The organism is Psychrobacter sp. NPDC078409 (assembly GCF_050268505.1).
Classification (GTDB): Bacteria; Pseudomonadota; Gammaproteobacteria; order Pseudomonadales; family Moraxellaceae; genus Psychrobacter.
Window position 1 is genome coordinate 109,004 of record NZ_JBNNGW010000003.1, and the last position, 25,705, is coordinate 134,708.

The window sequence follows — 25,705 nt, forward strand, 5'->3', positions numbered from 1 at the left end:
ACACCATCATTAACGAGCACTATATAAAGGGACTTTTATGCTCTGGCTTGATCTTGGAAATACCCGCCTAAAATACTGGCTAACCGATGATATCGGACAAATAGTCGCGCATGATGCTAAGCAGCACCTGCAAGCGCCTGCCGAATTACTTATGGGTCTGACGGATCGTTTTGAACGTTACGCGCCTGACTTTATTGGTATCTCATCGGTATTGGGTGACAATCTCAATGCCAAAGTATCAGAGACGCTCAGTCGTTTGAATATTCCGTTTGAGTTTGTCCATGTCGATGCCGCGCATGCGCTGATGAAAAGTGCTTACAATGATCAGCAGCTCGGCTGTGATCGTTGGCTACAGATGCTCGGTGCGGTCGATAAGAAAAAACGCCAGTGTGTGATTGGTTGTGGCACAGCGGTGACCATTGATTTGATTGATCATGCTGAGCATTTGGGCGGTTATATTTTCCCCAGTATCTACCTCCAACGTGAATCACTGTTCTCTGGTACTAAGCAAATCACTATCTCGAACGGTACTTTTGATAGCGTCAGTCAAGGCTTGACCACTCAAGACGCGGTACATCGCGGTATTTTGCTCTCTATCGTCGGCGCGATCAATGAGATTAGCCATCGTCACCCTAATTTTGAATTGATTATGACAGGTGGTGATGCAGCCATTATCTCCCAGCATGTTAATCGCCCAGTGCGCTTACGTGATGATTTATTATTAAATGGTTTGGCTAGATACTTTGATTATCGCAATAAATCGTAGTCGATAATAGGTAACTTAGTAGCACGTTGTCACGTTGGCACATTGTTATATTGACACAAAAAAAGCAGCACGTTTTGAACGTACTGCTCTTTTACTTTACTGTCAGAAAATAGCTAAGGCGTCATTAGCTACTTCTTACTTAGTCTCGTTAAATAACTCACGACCGACTAGCATACGACGAATTTCACTGGTACCTGCGCCAATCTCATACAGCTTAGCATCGCGCCAGTAGCGACCAAGTGGATACTCATTGGTATAGCCGTTTCCGCCAAATATTTGAATACCTTCGCCTGCCATCCAGGTGGCCTTTTCGGCACACCATAAGATCACACTGGCGCAATCTTTGCGCACTTCTCGACTATGACCGGCACCGCGCGCGTCCAACATATCGAGGTTTTTACCAACGGTGTATAAGAAACTACGACCGGCTTGCAGTATCGTATACATGTCTGCGACTTTACCTTGGATCAGCTGGAACTCACCAATGGCTTGACCAAACTGTTTACGATCATGGATATAAGGCACGACATTGTCCATCACTGCTTGCATGATACCGATAGGACCTGCGGCTAATACGGCACGCTCGTAATCTAGGCCGCTCATCAAGACCTTAACGCCTTCATTGAGACCACCCAAGATATTTTCGCTTGGTACTTTTACATTATTAAAAGTCATCTCGCCAGTATGGCTACCACGCATGCCAAGCTTGTCTAGCTTTTGCGCTGTACCAAAGCCTTCCATACCTTTTTCAACGATAAAGGCCGTCATGCCTTTTGCACCCAATTCAGGATTGGTCTTGGCATAGACCACCATCACGTCAGCATCAGGACCATTGGTAATCCACATTTTGCTACCGTTCAACACATAGCTACCGTCTTTTTCTTCGGCTTTGAGCTTCATACTGACCACATCTGAGCCAGCGCCTGTTTCACTCATTGCCAATGCACCGATGAACTCGCCACTGATTAGTTTTGGCAGATATTTCTGCTTTTGTTCTTCAGAGCCATTACGTTTGATTTGGTTGATACATAGATTAGAGTGTGCACCATAGCTCAGCGCGACTGATGCCGAAGCTCGGCTAATCTCTTCCATCGCAACCATATGGGCGACATAACCCATGTTAGAACCGCCGTACTCTTCAGGAACGGTAATGCCATGCAAACCGAGGTCACCCATCTTCTGCCACAGATCCATTGGGAACTCATCGCTGCTATCAATCTCAGCAGCACGTGGGGCGATCTCGTTTGCTGCAAACTGCAGCACGACATCACGTAGGGCGTCAATATCTTCGCCAAGTTGAAAATTTAATCCAGGTAAACTCATAACTATTCCTTGTATTTTAATATTTAGTTTTCGAATGTTGATCTGTTTTTTAAAGCCATATTATTTTCGATGTCATCTTTGATGTCATAGTCCATTCAATGTGAAAGTATGACAAGGTAACCGAGTGTAGATGTATATCAAATACTTCAAACGAGGTTAACGCTGTCATACCTTCACAATGGATTGACTATATATACTATTTAAGACTGACGTTTATTGATTAGAGCACGTGCTACATTTGATCCATTTGGACGCTTTAAGAACTCGCTGATACGTTCGCCCGCCACGACTAATTTATCCAAATCGATACCCGTGCTGATACCCATACCATGCAGCATATATACTACATCTTCGGTCGCGACATTGCCCGTTGCGCCTTTAGCATAAGGACAACCGCCTAAGCCGGCGACAGAGGTATCAAATTCACTGACACCCATTTGTAGTGCGGCTAGCGTATTGCTTAGTGCTTGACCATAAGTATCATGAAAGTGCCCTGATAGCATAGAAATATCAGCATACTCAAGCGCAGCTTGCAACGCTCGTTGTACTTTGAGCGGCGTACCCACACCGATCGTATCAGCAATACCAATCTGCTCTGAGCCAATCTCGACCAATCGCTTGGTGACATACGCTACTTGACTGTGGTCAATCTCACCTTCATAAGGACAGCCAACCGTACAAGAAATCACGCCACGTACCTTTATGCCTTGTGCTTTTGCTGCCGCAGCCACTGGTGCAAAACGTTCAATACTTTCATCGATACTACAGTTGATATTTTTTTGGCTAAAGGTTTCGCTGGCTGAGCCAAAGATGACGATTTCATCAGGGCGGTAGGCAATCGCATTGTCAAAGCCGCGCATATTGGGTACCAGTACGGAGTAGCAAACGTTCTTCTGCCGCATAGGCGCTAGCGCGTCAAGCAATGCGCTGTTATCGCCCATTTGTGGCACCCACTTTGGCGAAACAAAACTGGTCGCTTCCAGCTTTTTGACACCGGCCGCAATCAAATCATTGATAAGCGTTTGCTTGATAGCGGTCGGCACCGTCATGGATTCGTTTTGTAGTCCATCACGCGGACTGACATCAACGATGGTGACATGGCTTGGATACGAATGGCTCATACTTGTCATCCTTTTTGTTATTTGCGCTTTATGAGGCTTTCTTATTAGGCCTTGTCAACTATGCGCTTTCGCTATCGATGCGCAGTAGCTCATCACCATCAGCAACCAAGTCACCTGCTGCAAATAATAGCTCTGCTACCACACCATCTGTCGGTGCGGTAATCGTATGTTCAATTTTCATAGCTTCGATGACGGCAAGTGGCTCGCCTTTTTTCACAGTATCGCCAACAGCTACTTTGAATGCAACCACTTGTCCTGGCATTGGTGACTTTAAACTGCCAACCGCCGCTGTGTCTTCGCCCACATGTGCCATGATATCAATAAGCGTAATTTCATCACGTCCGCTATCTGTGAATACGTAGACCGTCTCGTTATTTACCCAGCTTTGGGCACTGATACGTGCACCATCTAACCATAAGGTATGATTGTGCGCGTCATTGCTATCATAGCTGATCTGACCTTCATAAACCGTTTCGGTCTGAGCCGCTACATTGATATTGCTATCATCCTGCGTATTCGCGATTTCTTTACCAATGACAAGCGTAAAGCTACTGAGATTATCGCCGCCTTTTTTGCTATCAGCACAACTCGCATTGTGCCAATTACTGATGCGAGCGCTGTAGGCTTGCTCATCATAAACCAAGCTAAACGAACGAGTATAATCGCTATAAGCACGGAAACCCGTTGGCTTGTTGAATGGATCTGAGCCCTGAGTAGTCGCCTCACTCGCAAGCTGCTGCGCAATAGCTGTCACCACAAGCGTCGATAATTCAAGAGGGTGCTGATCAAAAAGCTTATCCTGCTCACGCTCTATCAAGGCTGTATCAAGATTGGCTTTGCTAAATGAATCGGTATTTAAAATATAACGCAAAAATGCCACGTTATTTGGCAGACCAACGATACGCGTCTGTGCCAATGCACGATCTAGTCTCGCCAACGCTTGCTCGCGCGTAGGAGCATGGACGATAAGCTTGGCAATCATAGAATCGTAAAAAGGACTGATCACATCACCCTCACGTACGCCATCATCGATACGCACATCGGTAATGTTAAAGGTACTATGCTCAGGCTTTTGATAAGTGAATAAAGTCCCTGTCGCTGGCAAGAAATTGTTGTCAGGGTTTTCAGCACAGATACGCGCCTCAATTGCATGACCATTGATAGCCAGATCGTCTTGTGTTTTTGGCAATGGCTGACCCGCAGCAACCAACAGCTGCCACTCGACCAAATCGACACCAGTAATGGCTTCACTAACTGGATGCTCAACTTGCAAGCGCGTGTTCATTTCCATGAAATAAAAACTCATAGAGTCTTCACGCTGCTCAACAATAAACTCAACCGTACCTGCACCCACGTAATCGACCGCACGTGCTGCTTCGATTGCCGCTGTGCCCATCGCTTCACGCATAGCAGTATCGACACCCGGTGCTGGCGCTTCTTCTAGTACTTTTTGATGGCGACGCTGTACTGAGCAATCACGCTCAAACAGGTGCACATAATTACCATGCGTATCACCGAATACTTGAATTTCAATATGACGTGGTTTTAGCGCGTATTTTTCGACCAATACTTGATCATTGCCAAAACTGGTAATCGCTTCACGGCGACATGAGTCTAACAAATCAATAAAATCGCTGCTTTGCTCCACGATACGCATGCCTTTACCGCCGCCACCTGCACTCGCTTTAATCAAGACAGGATAGCCAATACTATCGGCCTGCTGCTGCAAAAACTGTGCATCTTGGTTATCACCATGATAGCCCGGTATCAGCGGCACACCAGCCGATTCCATCAAGCGCTTAGACTCAGATTTGCCGCCCATAGCGCGAATAGCATCTGCCGATGGGCCAATAAATACCAAGCCAGCATCTTGGCAAGCCTGTGCAAAATCAGCATTTTCACTCAAAAACCCATATCCTGGATGAATCGCTTGGGCGCCCGTTTGCTTAGCGATAGCAATAATAGCATCGCCTTTTAGATAACTGTCTTTTGGTGCCGAACCACCTAAATAGATTGCTTCATCACAGACAGCCACATGCTTAGCACTGCGGTCCGCATCAGAGTAAACAGCAACGGTACTGACGCCAAGACGCTTAGCAGTCGCGGCCACTCGGCAAGCAATTTCACCACGGTTGGCGATTAGAATTTTAGAAAACATAACTATCCCTGTGTCTTGTCGTTATTATTTGACGTCTTGTCTATTTGCCCATTTGCCTATCATTGTTCTACTACTAGTTAGTCTGCCATTAGCCAATCAGGTTTACGCTTTTGCAAAAACGCTTGTACACCCTCTTTACCTTGTGTTGATGAGCGGATATCAGCGATACCTTTGACCGTGTCAGCGATCAGCTCATCAGTAATAGGTGCACCAGCGATATTGTGTAATAGTTGCTTACAGGTTTTTACCGCGTCAGGGCTGTTTTTGACGACCTTATTACAGAATGCAGCCACTTCATCGGCCAGCCATTCTTCGCTAACACGCTCATGGATAAATCCAAGCTGACGTGCTTTTTTGGCATCAAACACTTCAGCACTTAAGAAATAACGCTGCGAGGCTCTAGCCCCTAATGCGCGGATAACATAAGGGCTGATAGTGGCAGGGGCCAACCCTAACCGCACTTCACTCAGGCAGAAATTAGCAATCTTAACGGCGATAGCCACATCGCAAACAGCAACTAAACCCATGCCACCTGCATAAACATCGCCTTGAATAGCCGCAACTGTTGGCTTAGGACATTCATAAATAGTCTTAAGCATTTGCGCCAACTTATCAGCATCCGCTAAATTTTCTTCATAGCTGTAATCCGCCATGGCACGCATCCAATTAAGGTCGGCGCCTGCACAAAATGCTTTGCCCGCAGCCGCTAATACAATAACACGCACCTCGTCATCAGTACCAAGGGTGGTGAAAGCATCGGTAAGCTCGGCAATCATCTCATCGTTAAAGGCATTGCGTATCTCAGGACGGTTTAACGTCACGGTAGCGACGTGTTGTTTTATATCGACTAATAGACTTTGATAATTATTAATATCGTTTTGCATGGTTCTCTCTTCTTTTGATCACGATCCGCTATCTTTACTAACGAATACCGTTATTGAATGTCATTAAATAGTTAGCACTGACCCTTGATCTTACATTCTAAAGACCCCAAATGTCGTCTCTTCAATTGGCGCGTTATAAGCCGCACTTAATCCTAACGCCAATACATTGCGCGTATCAGCAGGGTCAATCACGCCATCGTCCCACATGCGCGCGGTAGCATAGTACGGATGACCTTGCTCTTCATACATCTCACGAATCGGCGCCTTAAATGCGGCTTCGTCTTCATCACTCCACGCCTCACCTTTGCGATCAAAATTATCACGCTTGACCGTTGCCAGTACTGACGCTGCTTGCTCGCCGCCCATGACAGAGATACGCGCATTTGGCCACATCCATAAGAAACGCGGGCTATAAGCGCGGCCACACATACCATAGTTACCAGCGCCGAACGAGCCACCTACAATGACCGTGAATTTTGGCACTTTGGCATTAGCCACAGCCATTACCATTTTGGCGCCATGACGAGCGATACCTTCGTTCTCGTATTTGCGGCCAACCATAAAGCCAGTAATATTCTGGAGGAATACTAATGGGATTTTACGCTTACAGCATAGCTCGATGAAGTGCGTGCCTTTTTGCGCTGATTCACTGAACAAGATACCGTTGTTAGCAATAATACCAACAGGCATCCCTTCGATATGGGCAAACCCGCACACTAGCGTCGTACCAAAGCGCGCTTTAAACTCATCAAAGGCACTGTCATCAACAATACGCGCGATGATTTCTCTGATATCAAATGGCTTGCGCTTGTCCGTTGGAATCACACCGTACAATTCTTTAGCATCATAACGTGGCGGACGTGGTGTAATTTGATTAGGAATGTTTTTTGTAGGACGATTGAGATGACTGACGATATTACGAGCGATTGATAACGCATGAGTGTCGTTTTGCGCTAAATGATCGACCACGCCTGACAGTCGGGTATGCACATCACCGCCGCCCAAATCCTCTGCGGTGACCTCTTCGCCCGTTGCTGCTTTTACCAGTGGTGGACCACCTAAAAAGATAGTGCCTTGCTCTTTGACAATAATAGACTCATCACTCATGGCAGGCACATACGCACCACCAGCCGTACAGCTACCCATGACCACAGCAATTTGCGGAATACCTGCCGCACTCAGATTGGCTTGATTAAAGAAGATACGCCCGAAATGTTCTTTATCCGGGAACACATCATCTTGGTTCGGTAAGTTAGCACCACCTGAATCAACCAGATACACACATGGCAGATGGTTTTCTTGCGCAATTTCTTGTGCTCGTAGATGCTTTTTGACCGTCATTGGGTAGTACGTGCCACCTTTTACCGTGGCATCATTACAGACAATCATACACTCGATGCCATTGATACGGCCGATACCCGCAATCACACCAGCCGCTGGAATCTCTTCGCCATACATATCATGTGCAGCCATCGGTGCCACTTCTAGGAACGGCGTACCTACATCAAGCAAACGCTCAACACGCTCACGTGGTAACAGCTTACCACGCGCTAGATGCTTGGCTCGTGCGCGCTCTGAGCCACCTTGGGCAACTTTACGCAAGTGTACATACAGGTCATCAACTATCTCTTGCATCGCGGCACTGTTTTGCTGAAAATCGCTTGAGTTTGGACTCAGTTTACTGGTTATGATAGCGCTCATGATATCCCTTTTTTTCTTATACATAGATAGATACGTAGATGTGAGTAGCTTTTTATATAAATCATACTAACTGCTATTTTTAAGCGTTACTCACATATAGTCGATTCAATTTAAAAGTAGTACAAGGCAACCGAGTGCAGATGTATGTGTGATACTTCAAGCGAGGTTAACGCTGTAATACTTTTACAGTGAAATGAATATGGTTAGTCTTTTGTTTTTTAGAACAGATAAGTAAGCTTACTACAAACCCAACTCTTCTTTCATTTGCTCAATGATTTTATATTTTTGAATTTTGCCAGTGATGGTCATTGGATATTCAGTCACAAATCGATAGTAAGTCGGCACTTTATAGTGAGCGATATGCTCACTACAGAATTCACGCACTTCCTGTTCAGTCAAGCAGCCAGGCTCTTTCGGAATAATCCATGCCGCGAGTACTTCACCATAACGCTCATCTGGTATACCCACGATTTGTACATCACGAATCTTTGGATGACGATAGAGATAATTTTCAATTTCTACTGGATAGATATTTTCGCCGCCGCGAATCACCATGTCTTTACTACGGCCGACGATTTTGACGTAGCCATCTTCATCCATGGTGGCCAAGTCACCCGTATGCATCCAACCATCTTGGATAGCCTCACGCGTTTTAAAGCGGCTGCCCCAGTAGCCTTTCATCACTGAATAGCCACGCGTAAGCAACTCACCTGTCTCACCCAGCGGGACAATTTCACCTGTTTCTGTATCGACGACTTTCACCTCAAGCGCAGGCTGTACCAGTCCCACGGTTGATACTTGTTTATCAAGTGGCGTGTGCTCATTGGTCTGGCAAGATACTGGACTGGTCTCTGTCATACCATAGGCAATGGTGACTTCGCTCATATGCATCTTATCGATGACGCGGCGCATAACCTCAATCGGACAACTAGAGCCAGCCATGATGCCAGTACGTAAGGTAGACAGATCAAAGTTTTCAAATTCAGGATGGTCAAGCTCTGCGATAAACATCGTGGGCACGCCGTGCAGACCTGTACACTTTTCTTCTTCGACTGCTTGCAATACGGTCAATGGCTCAAAGCCATCGTTTGGATATACGATACAACCGCCATGCGTGAGAATCGCTAGATTGCCAAGTACCATGCCAAAACAATGATACAAGGGTACTGGAATACACAATCTATCCTCTTCAGTGAGGTTCATGGCCTCACCGATGAAGTAGCCATTATTTAAGATATTGCGATGGCTTAAGGTAGCGCCTTTTGGCGTACCTGTCGTGCCACTGGTAAACTGTACATTGATAGCATCGGTGTTTTTAAGCTGAGCTTGACGCTCGGCAACACGCGGATCGTTGGCATCGCCCTCGCTCATCCATGCAGAGAATTTTTGCATAAAACCAAAGGTCTCGTCCGACTCTGGCTCATCAATCCAAATGATGCGTTCAATCGTCGGGATTTCGACCAAATCAAGCTGAGTGTAGTCTTTATGGTAAATCTCAGGACATAGCTCACGGATTAAACTGGCATAGTCACTGGTTTTGAAATGACGCATCAGTACGAGCGCTGAGCAGCCCAGTTTATTTAGGGCATATTGCAACTCAAAGGTGCGGTAGGCAGGATTGATATTAACGAGGATAACGCCGACTTTTGCCGTGGCCAATTGCATGAGCAACCACTCGGCATTGTTGTGCGACCATATACCGATACGATCGCCAATCTCTAGTCCCATCTCAATCATACTACTGGCTAGCTGGTTCACTTGCTGCTGTAACTCACGATACGTCCAGCGGATATTTTGATGACGGACGACCAGTGCTTCGCGCTCAGGATATTTGGAGACAATAGCATCAAAAAAGTCACCGATTGTCGCTTCAATCAGCGGTACATCAGGACCCTTGTCATAGCTTTGAGTAAGTGGTGCATTGGCTGAGCGTGCGCCCATATTGATACTAGGAATGTTGCTTAAAATAGTATCGAAGTCAACGCGAGTCGAATCGAAATCAGAAGTTTGAGTCATAACGAGTCCTTTCGTTTTACTTTTTATATTATTTATAAATAGCACTTATTGATAGCCTGCGTGCAAACCTTCTTCCTTGGGCAGGTCTTACATAGCATTCAGCTACTATAACGCCATCAATGAAAGCCTGTCAACAATATCAATACAGTATGTATCATTTAATTAGGTAGTCTGCCTTTCTACTTAGTAAAAGGTAGCATAGAATCATGGCAAATATTTGACACAAAAAAGCCAGCCACATCATAAATAATGGGCTGGCTCAATCATCGATACTGTCTTTTCACAGAATTGTCTGGAAAACATCTAATAAAGGATACCACTTATAAATGATGTGCTTTTATTAGTTTTTCAAAAGACGGTATTGCAATCGTTATGCTTTAGGAACTGCAGGCGCTTTAATCGTTACCGTTGCGCTAACAACTTCATTATCATCAAGCAAATCCATGATTAGCTCATCATCATTCTCAGTCTTCACTTGCCAATTGCCCACTGCTTGCGGTACACCCGTCACCATCACAGAGATAGCTTTATTTTTTAGGCGAATCATTGGCGGCTTGTGATCATAGCCACTATGCTCGTGACCTAAAATATCATCAGCGATAGTCGCAGCCTGCGCGCGTAATGGCGCAACGTAACGACAAGCCACCCCATTGATAGACATACAGTCGCCGATGGCATAGATATTCGCTGCATTGGTACGCAACGTCGCTGCATCCACCACGATACCCGTACGGCGATCGAACTCTACACCAGCCGCAGCAGGTAATTGCTCATCGACTGTCAGACCTGTACTGGCAATCACATGATCTACAATCAGTGGTTCGAGCGGCTGAGTATTAGTATTATCTGCATCCGATGATAACGGTGCATAGTCTACTTGTAGTTTCTCGGCACCTTCACTGTCGTTGTTATCGTCATCGTCATTAACACGAGTGACAGCTGATACTTGATAACCACCTAAGAATTGAATGCCCTGCGACTCGATCGCTTTGGCGATACGTGCGGTTGCTTTTGCTGGTAGCATCTGCGAAAGCGGTGCATCGTTTAAATCAATGAGCGTTACTTTATGACCAGCCTTGAGCAGGTCTTCTGCGATTTCTGTACCCACCATACCAGCACCGACGATCGCAACATGCTGGCTACCTGTTGCCAGTTTTTCTTGTAGCTGACTAAAGCGCTCAATATGATTGACATGCCAGACCAAATCTTGCGGCAGACTTTTAGGGAAGATAGGATGCGCGCCCATCGCCAGTACCATTTTCTCATAGCCAATAGTCGTCAGCGCATCATCTGACTGTGCAGTAGAGCGCACCTGTACAGTTTGGCTCACTGGATCGATATCTGTCACTTGCGTATTGGCTAGCAACGTCACTTCTGCTGTGTTCGCCGCTTCGCTACCAAATGCCCGTACTAAGTCTGATGCTCGTTTGTTTTGGCTGATTGCCATCGTCAACATCGGCTTGTGATAACGGTCGCCACTATCAGCCGTGATTAATGTGATTGGAACCTCTGTGTCTTTGGCACGAATGGCATCAATGACATGCCAGCCTGCCAATCCTGCACCAATAATAACCACACCTTTTTTTGCTGCTGTGCTCGATGCTACAGATAGGTTTTCTACGCTCATATAAACTCCAAGATGGTTTATGAATTATTTTAATTATCAAAAATATTGACCGCTATTGTATCAGTAAACAGCCATTCACTCACCTATCTAACAATTCACTTAGTCAATATCGAATTCCATGCGATGTGCTGTTGCACGCATGGTTTCACTATCTATTAATTTTTCTATACAGTATAGACTTGCATGGATGCCTGCACTTATCCCCGCTGATGTGACAATATTACCAGTATCATCACTGGCATCTACAAAACGCGTATGCGAGATCACATCGATATCAGGATAGGATGCTAAATTATCCAAGTCCATCCAGTGCGTGGTTGCTGACTTACCAGCTAGCAAACCTGCCTTAGCCAACAGCAACGCTCCTGTACACACTGAAAGCGTCAGCTCTGCCAAACTTGCTTGAGTGATAATCCAGTCAATTACCACCTTATTATATATTTCTGTTTTTTCGGCACCGTAACCACCAGGGATGATTAAGACATCAATGTCTGGATGATTGGCAAAACTATAGTCAGGAATGACTTGCAGACCATTCCTAGCGGATATCGTTGCTTGGTTCTCAGCTATAGTAATAACGTCAAAGTACTTATCATCACTAGCAGGAGTAGCATTTTCAGCCAACGAAAACACCTCAAAAGGTCCTGCAAAATCTAATACTTCTACTTCATTGAACAGTAGTATGCCGACGGTTCGTTTTAGCGTCATATTCAATCCTAATTCAGTTGATCGCATTAAATAAAATTAAACTCATCTATATTATGACTACTATCTTTTCAAATTTATTTGATTAATCAGATGAGACATTCCATTTGCCTTTGCCGTTTGCAACCTCGCTAATCCTACGACTATTCTCGCTCTATTTTCAGCGGCTTTATAGTCTCAAAGCTATCTTATTCAAATTCCTTTTGTGTGAATATCATAGGCTCTAAATCGTTTTTCAAATAGCTATACAAAAAAGGCTAAATACAAAGCGCCCTATTAAAGATAGCGTTTAACTGTCTTTAATAGAGCGCTTTGTATAGTCATTAGCAATAGAAAGAAAAGTAAGCTTTAGAACATGTCTTTATCTTAGAAATACTACTATAAACAATCGTAAATCAAAGTGTATTTAATGGTTTAAAATCTTCGATAAGAACATCTGCGCACGGTCACTTTTTGCCCCTTCAAAAAACTCATCTTTACTACAGTTTTCTACGATATGTCCTTCATCCATAAAGATAATACGATTGGCTACCTGACTGGCAAAGCCCATCTCATGTGTCACGCACATCATAGTCATACCATCACGAGTCAGCTCGACCATTACGTCTAGAACCTCTTGAATCATCTCAGGATCAAGCGCGGAGGTTGGTTCATCGAATAGCATTGCGACTGGATCCATGGCCAACGCTCGTGCAATCGCGACGCGTTGCTGCTGACCACCAGAGAGTTCGGCTGGGTATTTCGCCGCTTGTACTGTCAGACCAACACGGTCTAAATAGGCCATCGCTTTTTGTTTGGCCTCAGACTCTTTACGACCCAACACTTTGATTTGTGCCACGGTCAAATTATCAATAATAGTCAAATGTGGAAACAACTCAAAATGCTGAAACACCATGCCGACACGGCTACGTAACTTAGGTAGATTAGTCTTTGGATCACCGACAGAGATACCATTGACCACGATGTCACCTTTTTGAAAAGGCTCAAGTCCATTCACTGTCTTAATCAAAGTTGATTTACCACTGCCCGATGGACCACAAACAACAACGACATCACCTTTATGTACATGCGCCGTACAGTCAGTCAGTACTTGAAAATCTCCATACCACTTACTGACATTAGATATCTCGATGACCATCTCATCACTAGCATGACCACTATTGGTAACCAGCCCGCCAAAGGCATTTAAGTACGTATCAGCATTGCTCATCACTGGCTCCTAACCACATTATTTTCGATAATCATTATTTAAAAAAGGTAAATCAAACATTCAAATCAAGCTCTCAACACTCAAAAGCGCAAGCGATAGCCGTATTAAAATAACTATACTAAAACCGCAAACGCTTTTGTAATTGTTGCACACCAATAGAAGCACTTAAGCTAATCACAAAATAAACAGCACCAGCACCTAAGATATACGGCGTGAGTAAGCCCATTAGCTCACCGCGCACATAGGCTGCACGGAAAAAGTCTGTTAAACCAATGGCAAATACCAGTGTCGTATCTTGGAATAAAATAATACATTGCTGCAAAATCAATGGCAGCATCTTACGAAAGGCTTGTGGCAAGATGACCAGACGCATGGTCTGCCCATAAGTCATGCCGAGCGCTTTGGCTGCATTGACCTGCCCGCTACCAATCGATTGAATACCAGCACGCACTACTTCTGAGAAATAAGCGGCCTCAAACATCATAAATGCGACCACACAAGAGGCAAACGCAGCATCAAGTTGCAGGTACTTACCCGCTACCCAGAGATAAATCATCGGTACAGCAAAATAAAACCATAGCAGTACCAGTAGCAGCGGTACGGAGCGGAAGTAATTGACGTATAGCTTTGCTGGGATCTCAAGTGCTTTGATACCTGACAAGCGCATCAATGCCAGTACAGTTCCTAAACTGATACCGCCCAAAATAGCCAAAAATAGCACTTTTAAGGTGGTAAGCATGCCACCCATCAAACCAGGATAGGCTGTTGCCAATTCGGTCATGTTCATTTCTGACCTCCCGCAATAAGCCCAGGCACACGCAGTTTACGTTCAATCAATCCCATAATAGCGATCAAGGATAAATTGAAAACCAAATAAATAATCGTCGCGTAAGTATATATCTCGATACTATTTTGAGTATATTCGCTGATGGTTTTGGTTTGGCTAATCAGCTCCATTACCCCCACTAGCGAGGCCACAGAGGCGTTTTTAAAGCAGTTCGTTAGCTCAGAGCTGAGCGGTGGCAAGATAATACGAAATGCCTGCGGTAGCAGTACTTCTTTATAGACTTGTGGAATGCTAAACCCTAATGCGTAGGCCGCGTTAATCTGTCCATCTGGTAATGACTCTATACCCGTCCGTACCTGTTCCACGATACGAGCAGCAGTAAATAAGCCAAGACCGATACTGGCTGATAACATGGCTGAGGTATTCGGAGATAAATCCTTATACCACCATTCTTGTATCGTCGGCGTGAGCCAGCCAGGGGCGATATAAAACCAAAAGAACAGCTGAACAAGCAGTGGAATATTACGAAAAAATGTCACATAAGCCGTACCGATTGTACGAGCGGTTTTGTTGGGCAAGGTACGCATGATACCGAAGATGGTACCGACGACCATCGCGATAGCCCATGCAATACTGCCAATCAATAGCAGCCAGCCAAGACCTGTGATCATCCAATGGATATAGAGCTCGTTGCCAATACCAGTCTGCTCAAAGAGCACACCCCAGTTCCAGCTATAATTCATGGTTGTCTCTCCGAGCAACGATTGATAAGCCTATACGTCAAATAAAATTACTGGCTATCTGAACGTATAGGCAAGCTATGTTGAGGGACAATGAGCGTTACTGCGCTGCTGCTTCTTTAGGCTGAGCGCTGTCATGCGGATTGGCAATCAAGGCCTTTAAGTTATCTGACATCTCAAAGTTTAGATTGACGTTCTTTGGTGGGATTGGGTTCAAGAACCACTTGTCATAAATGCTATTGATTTCGCCTGAGCTAAACACATTAGCAAGTGCTTCATCGACCACAGCTTTGAATTCAGGGTCATCTTTACGCATCATACAGCCATAGATTTCAAACGATTGCGGCGTACCGACGATGACCCATTCATCAGGATTTTTTGCCTTGGCTTTTTCGCCAGCAAGCAGCACATCATCCATCATAAAGGCATCAGCGCGACCATTTTCTAGCATTAGGAAGCCTTCGCCATGATCTTTAGCTGAGATGATATTGGTATCCATTTTATTATCATCGTTGTACTGACGGATATAACGCTCTGAAGTCGTGCCTGCTGTCGTTACCAGAGTTTTGCCTTTTAGGTCTTCAAAATCTTGAATACCAGAGTCTTTTTTGGTCAACAGACGCGTACCGATTTCAAAGAAACCGTTTGAGAATGCGACTTGCTTTTGACGTTCTTCGTTATTGGTGGTTGAGCCACACTCAAAATCTACCGTGCCGTTTTGTACCAATGGGATACGAGTTTGCGAAGTGATTAGGTTATAGCGAACATTAAGGTCTGGCATGTTTAGCTTTTGCTTAACGGCTTCAACCACTTTCATTTCCAAGTCGTGAGCATAGCCAATCGGTTGGTTAGGATCATCAGCGATATAAGAGAAAGGAATAGAGGAATCACGGTGACCGACGACAATAGTGCCAGAGTCTTTGATTTTCTGTAGCGTACCGTTGGTGGTGGTTTCTGTCGTCGTTGCATCATCTGCTGGCGCATCAGTGCTGGTCTGGCTGCTGTTATTACATCCCGCTAAGCCTAATGCCATAACAGCAGCTAAAGTCAACGGTTTGGAAAATGAGTATGTCATGAAATACATCCTTTTATCGCAAGATTGAGTGAGTGCTTGGACGACATAGGTCTGATTGACCAGACTGCCCCGCATCCGTACGGTTGTTGCTGTTGTTTATCACAATGCAACTTAATGTTACTGTACAACAAATTTGCAGTAGAGGGTGAATTTTTTTTGAGAGAGTACATATTTATGAATATATTTATATTTTGGCTATAAAATATTGGCTTATGGCAGCTATCTACTCAGAGTTTTGTACAAAAAGCTGCTTGGTTTTTTAAACCCATTATTGACAATTACTACTCATAATCATCAAAACAGTCTGCTAAGTGAGATTGATAAATCGCTAGTAATCCCCATAAAGCAAACAACTTCTCTATACTACAAATGACTTATGACTCAAGATATCCAAGTCCCAAATACGGACAGCCAAACTACTGGCAACCATGGCAGCAACGACATTCGCCAACGTTTCTTTGTTGAAGACTCTCCCGTGCGCGGTGATGTGGTACGTCTATCACGCAGCTACGCAAGCACGATTGCACAAAAGCCCTACCCTGAAGCCATCAAACGCTTATTGGGTGAGATGCTGACCGCAGCGAGTTTGCTAATCAGTACGGTCAAAATCAACGGCCGCCTATCTATTCAGTTGCAATCATCGGACAGTGACAGCTTACTAAACTGGGCGATGGCAGAATGCGATCAAGACGGCGTAATCCGTGCACTTGCTAGTTGGAAAGGCGAAACGGATGAGCAAGTACAAGCGTGGGACAATATGACCCATGCCAAAGAAGCATTTGCTGAACTTGGTGCGATGGGACAAGGCGTATTGTTTATCAATATTCAGCCTGATGGCGGTGAGCCATACCAAGGTATCGTTGAGCGTAGCCATGACAATCTAGCGGACTGCTTAGCACATTATCAAAAGCAGTCGGCCCAGATTCCAACGTTGATTAACTTGGCATCTGACGGCCTGCAAGCTGGTGGTATCTTGGTACAAATGCTACCGCGTACTGCTGAAGAAACGTCTGAAGTTGAGCAAAACCAAGACGCGGGTATCGACGATGATTTATGGACGCGCTTGTCTGTATTGACGCGTACGGTCAAACCAGAAGAACTAACGACACTGGATGCTAACGAAATCCTTTATCGCTTGTATCACGAAGAAAACATCGTTGCCCCTGAGCCTGCGCCTCTATCATTTGGTTGCACTTGCTCACGCGAGAAGTGTGAAATGGCAATCGAGCAAATCGGTGAAGCAGAAGCGTTAGATATCGTCGAAGAGCAAGGTGGTACATTTGAGATGGATTGCGGATTCTGCGGTGAAGTCTATAAGTTTAATAAAGATGATGTAGCAGCAATATTTGCTGAGTAAGTTTTCTTACTTACTATAAGTCAATGTTTATAAAAAAAACCCTCAAGCGTCATGCTTGAGGGTTTTTTGTTTTTATCATTAAATCACTACACCGCTACATCTAAACTTCTAGGATAAGAGTGTATGCGCGGACGTCCAGCATAGTCACTGCGACCATTATCTAGCAGCCATTCAACCACTTGTTCGCGCACCCGTCTACTATGAATCAAGTTCATATGATTAACACCATAAAACACTGCTTTATGACCATCTGGCACAAACAAGGCATGCTCAGCGTCATCCTCGCCTAAGGCTGAAGCCACCGATACCAAACTGTCACCTAGCAAATCAGTCACCTTAGAATCATAATGCGTCTCAAGCAACGCACTAGCGACAAAGTAAGTCTTGATACCACTTGGCAGCCGAGCAGGATGACGAAAATCCTGTGGTAGGACGCTACGTCCTTCTAATGCTTTCCAATCTGCATCCCGAATACTGCCATGACGCAGATCAATGATACCGGCACTGCGCATATCACCGAGCTTAGCCAGCGAACCTGCAAACGGCAGCTTGGCAATGATGTCTTGTACATAATTACCGATACGCTCAAGCACTGCCCCATGATGCGGCGAACCTAGCGTGATAAGGTTGCCCACGCGCTTGATCCAGTCTAAGCGATCTTGCTCACCATAAAACAGTGCACTGCGAGAGACCAGGCCGCCCATACTATGTCCAACCAAATCTATCTGACTGATATCTGGGTTATCATCGACCAGCGCTTGTAGCAATTGGGAGAACTTACGGCCGCTACGCGAGATACGGCGGCCCGTATTGTAATCCAGATACAGCACCGTGGTATCAGGCTGGCTCATATGAATGGCCTCGCCCAGATCATTATCTGTTTGGGCTTGCCAGCTTAAATGACTCATACATAGGCCATGGCACAAAATAGCGATGCGGCCTGATAGCACTTCATTTTGTGGCTTGCCGTCTTGAGTGTATAGCATCATCGGAATGGCGAGCGCATTTTGATTATTGACAAGATGGTCACCCATGACACCATTGAGTACATTGACCAGTTTTTTTAGTGAATCTGGTAGTGGCTGCACTGACTTTTGGAGAATCAGGTTTTTGTATATGCGTAGTACAGACGCCAGATTATTACCGACCATTTGCATGACATGACGTATCGTGCCATAGATACGTCCAGTAAATCCGCGCGACCATTTATTTAAATGTTTGTCATTGAAGCGGCCTAGCGGACGCAGAATAACTTCACGGTGAATGGCTTCTACGATTTCTGTAATCTCAACCACACCCATGGTGGCAAGCTGCGCCAATCCTTCAAAAAAATCAGCCAAAGATACAGGTGTTTTGTTGATTTCATCACTGTCATCCGAATCTGCTAGTAGCTTGACCAGCTCATCCATATCAATGGCTTCGAGTTGGTCGATCTGTTCATATAGATGACTGTGTAGCGGTACACTTGCATCTGGGACAAAATGCGCATCGAGCTCATGATGAGTACGAGTATAGCTGCTATCATTTTGAGCGTCGCTGTCACTAACACCGTCGTTATAAAACACCTTTGGACTGCTCATAATATTTGCACATTCAGCGAGAAAAGTAATGGTCTATATTATCCTGTAACTGCAGCAAATAGAAGCGAATGGTTTGACTTTAGGTCGGGATGACGATTAGCAGAGCCAGATTACTGATAAACGGTCTCTTTAACTATTAAATCAATATAATAATAAAAAATCCCAAGCCTTAGCTTGGGATTCTTATGGTTATGAGTATTCTAGTTGTTTCTATTATCCGCCTATAGCTTATCTATCTATGTCGTGCTATCAGCCGTATCAAATGATTCTGCCAGTATGACATCACCATCTTCGCGAGTAATCATAACAGTCGCTGAGCGAGGAATACTACCGCCAGCGACAGCGCCCCATGTGTTACCAGGATGCTGGATGTTGATAAACAGCGTCTTAAAATCTGGTGCCATGGTGATACCTGTTACTTCGCATCCTTCAGGACCGACAAAGAATCGTTTGATATTATCATTGCTAGCAGATGTGCCGACTCGGGTTGACTGCCCTGCCGATGTGGTCGTCATCGACCCATCACTGACTTTGCCCGGTAGAGCCGCGAGCAACATGCAGCTACTGGTATCGGTGTAAGCGCCGTCATCTGTCTGAATCCATAAGACACCGCGCGGGTCAAAATACAGTCCATCAGGCGAAGAGAAGTCATTATTTTCATTTAGCTGAGATAGGTTTTCTGCTGATAAGTCACTTGGCGCACCAAACAGATAGATATCCCATTCGAAGCTCGTTGCAGCATGGTCGCCGCCTGCTTCTGCCCAGCGAATGATATGGCCATTGTCATTACCAAGCGCTTTTCCGCTTGATTGATAGCTACGCGGATTGGAAGCTGAGACAGGCTGGTCGTCACGTACGCCGCGATATTTATTATTGGTCAATGTCACATAGACATCGCCTGTCATAGGACTGACCGATACCCATTCAGGTCGATCCATCTTAGTAGCACCAGCGGCATCGGCAGCTGCACGAGCAAAGACCAATACTTCATCTTGTCCATTGAATGGCAATACACTATTAAAAGCATCCAATCCGTTTTGACCATGGACGAGAGCTTTCCACTCGCCGCTACCATCTTCGTTAAATACCGCCACATATAGCGTGCCGTCATTCAGATATTTGTCACCTGCTTTTAGTCCGCCGCCGATGTCCGAGTTTGACCACATCGCTTTGGAGACAAACTTATAAATGTACTCACCTCGGGCGTCATCACCCATATAGAATACCACTGGCTTGCCTTGCTCGACAGGAGCATACGCGCAGTTTTCATGAGCGAATCGGCCCAGTGCGGTACGTTTCTGCGGTATAGAGTTTTGGTCAAACGGGTCAATTTCAGTAATATAACCAAAAGTGTTAAAGCCGTAGCGATAATCTTCAGCAGCACTGGCACCGACTGCGGTCATATCCCAGCGTGAGAACTCGTCTGCTATTTTGGCATCCTTTGCCTCTGGGGTATGCCATAAATACTCCCAACCTGGGAAGTCCTCCACCGCACCGTAGCGCTCGCGCGCATAGTTATCACCAGCGCTCAATTGGCTGGCATCTTGTCCACGGGCAAACACACCCAAGAAGTTCTCTTCGGTAGTCAGATAAGTACCCCAAGGTGACAGACCTGCGCCGCAGTTGTTATTGATACCGCGAGTCTGATAGCCTGTCGGATCAAACTTGGTCTTGACCAGAGCAGAACCTGCCACAGGGCCAGCCAATTGTGCTGTAGTACTACTGGTGATACGGCGATTGTATTTAGAGTCAGGTACCATCTCATAACCCATACCATCTGCGCGGCGAGTTAACTCAACCACCGAGACGCCATGACAGTTGACTTCACGACGGACGTCGCTTGCGAGACGGCGGTTTTGAAAAATAGGCGCAGCATCGTTATCTTGAGTGACGTAATAGCCAAATGGGCTAAGCTCACTGCTATTAACGTATTCATGATTCATGACTAGCAAGCTGTTTTCTGACGCTTTAGCATCGTAAGCATTACCATTTTTGCCAAAGAACCACATTCCATCATGGTTGTCACCCATACGCCATTCAAATGACTCTGCTGATTGCTCGCGATTGTCTTTCCAATCCTCGATACCAGAGTTCAGCGGTGTACCCAGTGGTAATATCATCTCTGCCTTGTAGCCTGCTGCTACGGTCATCGTATCCGCTGTTGAATGCGCAACTGTTTCAAACTTTAAGGTATCAGGACGCTTTAGATCACCTTGTGCAGGGATAGCGGCATTATCGTCATTACCAACAATACTGCTATCGTCGTCTTCACTACAACCGACCAAAGGTAATGCGCCAAAAAATGCAGCAGCCGTCAACCCTGTGCCACCTTTTAGGATACTACGGCGGTTCAATCGACGATTGATAATCGTCTGAAAGTCAGTATTATTAGTAGGATTTGAGTCTTCAACCACTTCGTGGGCAAGCGTTCGCTCATTGTTCAATAATGTCATTATCAGTCACCTTGCTATTAGGCTAGATTGGCAGAGAGTTGATCGCGGCTTTATAATTACGACCACAAAAATACGAATTCCGCTTAAGTCTACTCAACCTTTATGACAGCACGCTGAACAATAGGTGACAAACTGATGACAATCGACTGTACTGATGATTATTGAAAAATAGAAAGATTAGATAGTTAGAGTTGTTTGGCAGTTAGCAAAGTCAAAAAGTAAATATAAAGGCTTAAAAGCAAAAACCCCAAGCAATTGCTCGGGGCTTTTAATATGCGTTTGTTATCGCAATCAAGCTTACTGTACTTGCGACACCCACTCATGAGCACCCAGTTTTAGTTTAAGCTGATCGCCTGCTTGCAACACACCAACGCCGCTTGGCGTACCAGTCATAATTACATCCCCTGCTTGCAAGCTAAAGGCATGACTGATATTGACCAGCAATTCATAGACAGGAAATAGCATTAAGGCACTATCGCCATCTTGCGCCAGCTCATCGTTGATAGTCAGCTGATAATGTACATTCTGCAGATTGCCAAACGCTTGCGGGTCGACCCAATCAGCAAGGACGCAAGCTCCGTCAAAACACTTAGCACGCTCCCACGGATGACCTTTTTCTTTTAGCTTGCTTTGCAAGTCACGTAAGGTCAAATCCAGTCCCAATGTCACACCACCAATGGCTTGCTGAGCTTGCTCAATCGTCGCCATAGATAAATCAGCTGATAGCTGAATACATAGTTCGGCCTCGTAGTGAGTCTCGCCAAACAGCTCTGGACTTGGGCGAACCACATCACCACGGATAGAAACCACTGAAGACGCAGGCTTCATAAACAGTATCGGCGTGGTTGGCACTTCATTGCCCAACTCTGCAGCATGTGCCGCATAGTTGCGACCAACACAGACAACTTTACCAATAGAAGTACGCAATCTTTCATTATGATCGATAGCGCCCTGCTCGGCATTTACACCGGCTGCAATGGCGTTCGCTAATGACTCGTGTGGCGATTGGCTCATACTAAACTCTCCTTGTAAATGATGGCTATTTTATCAGCAGTCCATACTCTATTGTCTACAGTGACTTTGACGACTTTTAGTTGCTAACTGCTAACTGCTAACTGCTAACTATGGAATCGTGTTGGTCACGACATCTGGCGGTACATAACTGGCATGACGGTTCATACGCTTTTCGAACATTCTAAAGCTAAACAAGATAACCCACGACAGCAATAGATAGACGATACCAGCGGCAAAGAATAGCTCCATCAAGGTATAGGTACGCGCACTAATCGTACGAGCAACACCTGTGATATCCATCAATGCAATAGTCGACGCTAGCGCACTGCCCTTTAGCATAAAGATAACTTCGTTACTGTACGCTGGAATCACAATACCAAATGCGCGCGGCAGCGTAACCCGTGTTAGCTTTTGCCATTTTGACATGCCAAGCGCATCAGCAGCTTCAAGCTCTCCAATCGGAATCGTCTGAATCGCACCGCGTATAATCTCGGCTAGATAAGCACTGGTATTCAGGGTAAAGGCGATGATGGCACACCAATATGCTTGGCTAAGCACTGGCTCCCATAAGAACGACTCGCGTACGGCCTCGAACTGACCCAGACCGTAATAAATTAGGAATATCTGTACCAGCAGCGGCGTACCACGGAAAAAGAAGATATACAGGAATGGTAGTATCTGTACCACCCAATTCTTAGACAGTCGTAACAACGCCAAAACCAAACCAAACAGCAATCCAATCACACCTGAAAACAAGACCAGCTGTACGGTCAATACCGCGCCGCCTAGTAAATCAGGGATATGGTCAAAGATGACCTGCCAATTCCAATCCATAGTATCTCTCCTCTACCCTATGGTCGATTGACTGTGAGTGGATTGACGGCTTATCTTTTTGGCATAACGTGCCGCAGGATTGGCGCGCCACTCAAGCCACATCATAAAGCCAGTAATCAACATGGTCAGACCCAAATAAATAATCGCTGCTGCCATATAAAAGGTAAAAGGCTGCTGTGTAGACTGTGCCGCACGCGATGACTGATACATGATGTCTTTGAGACCCACGACCGATACCAATGCGGTATCTTTGAGTAGTACCAGAAATAAATTTCCCAAACCTGGCAAAGCAATCTGCCATACTTGCGGCAACGTGATGCGATAAAAAGTCTGAAAAGGACGCATACCAATTGCTTGCGCAGCCTCTCGCTGCCCTACTGGAATCTCTTGAATAGACATGCGAAAAATCTCAGTCGCATATGCACCAAAAGCAATAGACAGTGCCATGACACCACCCCAAAAAGCGCTAATCTCGACATAGTCGTTATAGCCGAACTTTTTGAGGATGCTCATCAATAAGATAGAGCCGCCATAATAAATAAAGAGCACCAATAGCAGCTCAGGAATACCGCGCATCGTCGCAGTATAGACAGTCGCAAGTTTACGCAGCAACCAGATATTGGACATCTTTGCGGTTGCGCCGAGCAAGCCTAAAGCCAGACCAATGATCAAACTGGTCACAGCTAGCTGTATGGTGACGGTAGCGCCGCTTAATAAAAGCGCGCCAAATCCTTGTAAGTCAAACACGATTATCCACTCAGTCTCTTTATATTAGCAATTAGGGCATGTCTTCAATTCAATCGATAGACATCTAAATGGTTTAAAAACGGCTAAATCTTGCCAAACGGCGTCAAATAGCTGACTAATATCTCGATATTATTTGCGCTATTTTCCTTGTTTGACTGCAATTTATTTCATTTTTATTACCATTTTTAAAATGAAGACACGCCCTAGCAAAATATGAGTTAAAAGAATCAGCATCAATAGCTGAACGCGGCGAAACACCGTATTTTATACCAAATCAATAGGGATGGTCGGCGTCAAAAAATGACGTCAGAAGAATACGATTAACGCTGCGATAATTGACACAGTAGAAATGAGCGCTGATTTTATCATATTCACTCGCCGTGATGTTAATACTGACGCGTAAAAGCTGCGCCTAAACCTTACTTAAACAGACACTTGCCTCTATAAATATACAATCAGCCGACTAAATTTGAGCAAAATTGATAGGCGGCTATTATCTATATTCGTTGCTATAACGACAAATAAAAAAGGACATCACCATCATGGCGATATCCTTTTATTAATCAAAACACTATTTTTTGACTGCTATCTCTAACTACTGTTAGCTATTAACTAGCGTTTTCTGTCGCTGGTTGCTCGCTAATGTCTGTATCTGCATCTATATTTGCATCTGCGTCTTCATCAACTGTGCTCGTTGCAGATGCTGGCACCGCAAAGTACTTTTGATTGATCTTATCGTAAGTACCGTTTGCTTTTATATTAGCAAGAGCCCGATTAATCTTTGCTTGTAACGGATCGCCTGGGCGTACTGCTATGGCAAAATTATCATTGATATCAATTTCATCACCTTTTAGTGCATATTTGCTACCAGCATTTGAGCTCAGCCATTCTATAGCAGGCAACTTATCAGAAATCATCGCATCGACACGGTTTGAACCGAGATCCAAAAACGCATTGCTCAACGTATCATAAAACTTCATATCGGCTTTTGGATACGTGTCTTCTAGCCACTGCGATGAAATAGTTGAACGCTGTGCAGCAATAGAATGCGAGTCGATATCACTATTGTTACTAGGGTCAAAGCTGCTGTCTTTTTTGGCCAAAAAAACCAAGGCATTGCTAAAGTACGGATCGGTAAAGCTCACCTGCTGCGAACGCTCTGGAGTAACGGACATCGCGGCCACGATTGCATCGTACTTACCTGCTTTTAGACCAGGAATAATACCGTCCCAGTCCTGCGCTACAATCTCACAGGTCACCTGCATATCCGCACAGAGTGCATTTGCTATCTCAACATCAAAACCACCCAGTGTCCCATCAGCATTGGTATAGTTAAAAGGTGCATAGGCCCCTTCTGTACCAATGCGTAATACATCACCTGTAGATGCTGCCGTTGCTTCGGTAGCCTCTGGATTGGTATCAGCTGCACTCTCTTGGCTATTGCTACAGCCAGCAACGGTAAAGGCCGTCGCTAGTGCAAACAATGACATAGACAGACGACTGGCTACAGCAATGTTAGATTTTCCAGTCGTGGCACAGATTGGGGCACAATGGTTGCTCATGATCATCCTTGGTTTTTTCTTGAGTAAACAACACGTCTTCAAACA

At 45.1% G+C, this 25,705-nt stretch carries 20 protein-coding genes; 2 read left to right on the plus strand and 18 right to left on the minus strand.

Going from position 1 to position 25,705, the window contains the following annotated elements; all coding sequences use genetic code 11:
* The first annotated feature begins 37 nt into the window (after window positions 1–37).
* Window positions 38–766 (plus strand): pantothenate kinase, encoded by a 729-nt coding sequence (locus ACQKC9_RS06475; protein ID WP_101205592.1) that lies wholly within the window; start codon window positions 38–40, stop codon window positions 764–766.
* A gap of 135 nt (window positions 767–901) precedes the next feature.
* Here the strand turns inward: ACQKC9_RS06475 and ACQKC9_RS06480 are convergent, their stop codons facing one another.
* The 12 genes from ACQKC9_RS06480 to ACQKC9_RS06535 all read right to left on the minus strand — a co-directional run bounded on the left by ACQKC9_RS06480 (window position 902) and on the right by ACQKC9_RS06535 (window position 16,113).
* Window positions 902–2,089, minus strand: a complete 1,188-nt coding sequence (locus tag ACQKC9_RS06480; protein ID WP_427621037.1) for an isovaleryl-CoA dehydrogenase — start codon at window positions 2,087–2,089, stop codon at window positions 902–904.
* A 200-nt stretch (window positions 2,090–2,289) separates the two neighbouring features.
* Window positions 2,290–3,210 (minus strand): hydroxymethylglutaryl-CoA lyase, encoded by a 921-nt coding sequence (locus ACQKC9_RS06485; protein ID WP_427621038.1) that lies wholly within the window; start codon window positions 3,208–3,210, stop codon window positions 2,290–2,292.
* Window positions 3,211–3,268: 58 nt separating this feature from the next.
* Entirely contained in the window at window positions 3,269–5,368 is a 2,100-nt protein-coding gene (locus ACQKC9_RS06490) for an acetyl/propionyl/methylcrotonyl-CoA carboxylase subunit alpha (protein WP_427621040.1), read from the minus strand.
* A 77-nt stretch (window positions 5,369–5,445) separates the two neighbouring features.
* Window positions 5,446–6,252 (minus strand): enoyl-CoA hydratase/isomerase family protein, encoded by an 807-nt coding sequence (locus ACQKC9_RS06495; RefSeq protein ID WP_427621041.1) that lies wholly within the window; start codon window positions 6,250–6,252, stop codon window positions 5,446–5,448.
* A gap of 90 nt (window positions 6,253–6,342) precedes the next feature.
* Entirely contained in the window at window positions 6,343–7,953 is a 1,611-nt protein-coding gene (locus ACQKC9_RS06500) for a carboxyl transferase domain-containing protein (protein ID WP_057758338.1), read from the minus strand.
* 240 nt (window positions 7,954–8,193) lie between these two features.
* On the minus strand, window positions 8,194–9,969 hold the full coding sequence (locus tag ACQKC9_RS06505; protein ID WP_427621043.1) for an AMP-binding protein: 1,776 nt from the start codon (window positions 9,967–9,969) through the stop codon (window positions 8,194–8,196).
* A gap of 370 nt (window positions 9,970–10,339) precedes the next feature.
* Entirely contained in the window at window positions 10,340–11,596 is a 1,257-nt protein-coding gene (locus ACQKC9_RS06510; RefSeq protein WP_427621044.1) for an FAD-dependent oxidoreductase, read from the minus strand.
* A 99-nt stretch (window positions 11,597–11,695) separates the two neighbouring features.
* Entirely contained in the window at window positions 11,696–12,304 is a 609-nt protein-coding gene (locus ACQKC9_RS06515; RefSeq protein ID WP_427621045.1) for a DJ-1/PfpI family protein, read from the minus strand.
* A 403-nt stretch (window positions 12,305–12,707) separates the two neighbouring features.
* Window positions 12,708–13,439 carry an amino acid ABC transporter ATP-binding protein gene (locus ACQKC9_RS06520; protein WP_427621412.1) on the minus strand — a complete coding sequence of 244 codons (732 nt, stop codon included), beginning with the start codon at window positions 13,437–13,439 and terminating at the stop codon, window positions 12,708–12,710.
* Window positions 13,440–13,629: 190 nt separating this feature from the next.
* Entirely contained in the window at window positions 13,630–14,298 is a 669-nt protein-coding gene (locus ACQKC9_RS06525; protein WP_101205580.1) for an ABC transporter permease subunit, read from the minus strand.
* On the minus strand, window positions 14,295–15,041 hold the full coding sequence (locus ACQKC9_RS06530; RefSeq protein ID WP_191114693.1) for an amino acid ABC transporter permease: 747 nt from the start codon (window positions 15,039–15,041) through the stop codon (window positions 14,295–14,297). The genes ACQKC9_RS06525 and ACQKC9_RS06530 overlap by 4 nt, the downstream gene beginning before the upstream one ends.
* 97 nt (window positions 15,042–15,138) lie before the next feature.
* Window positions 15,139–16,113: a glutamate/aspartate ABC transporter substrate-binding protein gene (locus tag ACQKC9_RS06535; RefSeq protein WP_193834219.1), complete on the minus strand. Its 975-nt coding sequence runs from the start codon at window positions 16,111–16,113 to the stop codon at window positions 15,139–15,141.
* A gap of 376 nt (window positions 16,114–16,489) precedes the next feature.
* On the opposite strand from ACQKC9_RS06535, the gene ACQKC9_RS06540 reads away from it, so the two are divergent.
* The gene (locus ACQKC9_RS06540; RefSeq protein ID WP_427621046.1) at window positions 16,490–17,470 is read left to right on the plus strand and encodes an Hsp33 family molecular chaperone HslO; all 981 of its coding nucleotides are present in this window, start codon (window positions 16,490–16,492) and stop codon (window positions 17,468–17,470) included.
* Window positions 17,471–17,556: 86 nt separating this feature from the next.
* Here ACQKC9_RS06540 and ACQKC9_RS06545 read toward each other — a convergent pair whose 3' ends face one another.
* The 6 genes from ACQKC9_RS06545 to ACQKC9_RS06570 all read right to left on the minus strand — a co-directional run bounded on the left by ACQKC9_RS06545 (window position 17,557) and on the right by ACQKC9_RS06570 (window position 25,660).
* Window positions 17,557–19,050, minus strand: a complete 1,494-nt coding sequence (locus ACQKC9_RS06545) for an alpha/beta fold hydrolase (protein ID WP_427621047.1) — start codon at window positions 19,048–19,050, stop codon at window positions 17,557–17,559.
* A gap of 236 nt (window positions 19,051–19,286) precedes the next feature.
* The gene (locus ACQKC9_RS06550; RefSeq protein ID WP_427621049.1) at window positions 19,287–21,503 is read right to left on the minus strand and encodes a PhoX family protein; all 2,217 of its coding nucleotides are present in this window, start codon (window positions 21,501–21,503) and stop codon (window positions 19,287–19,289) included.
* 297 nt (window positions 21,504–21,800) lie between these two features.
* On the minus strand, window positions 21,801–22,430 hold the full coding sequence (locus ACQKC9_RS06555; protein WP_427621413.1) for a fumarylacetoacetate hydrolase family protein: 630 nt from the start codon (window positions 22,428–22,430) through the stop codon (window positions 21,801–21,803).
* A 195-nt stretch (window positions 22,431–22,625) separates the two neighbouring features.
* Entirely contained in the window at window positions 22,626–23,351 is a 726-nt protein-coding gene (locus ACQKC9_RS06560; RefSeq protein WP_101205569.1) for an ABC transporter permease, read from the minus strand.
* Window positions 23,352–23,363: 12 nt separating this feature from the next.
* Window positions 23,364–24,098 carry an ABC transporter permease gene (locus ACQKC9_RS06565; protein ID WP_057758316.1) on the minus strand — a complete coding sequence of 245 codons (735 nt, stop codon included), beginning with the start codon at window positions 24,096–24,098 and terminating at the stop codon, window positions 23,364–23,366.
* Window positions 24,099–24,706: 608 nt separating this feature from the next.
* The gene (locus ACQKC9_RS06570) at window positions 24,707–25,660 is read right to left on the minus strand and encodes an ABC transporter substrate-binding protein (RefSeq protein ID WP_427621050.1); all 954 of its coding nucleotides are present in this window, start codon (window positions 25,658–25,660) and stop codon (window positions 24,707–24,709) included.
* Window positions 25,661–25,705 lie beyond the last annotated feature (45 nt).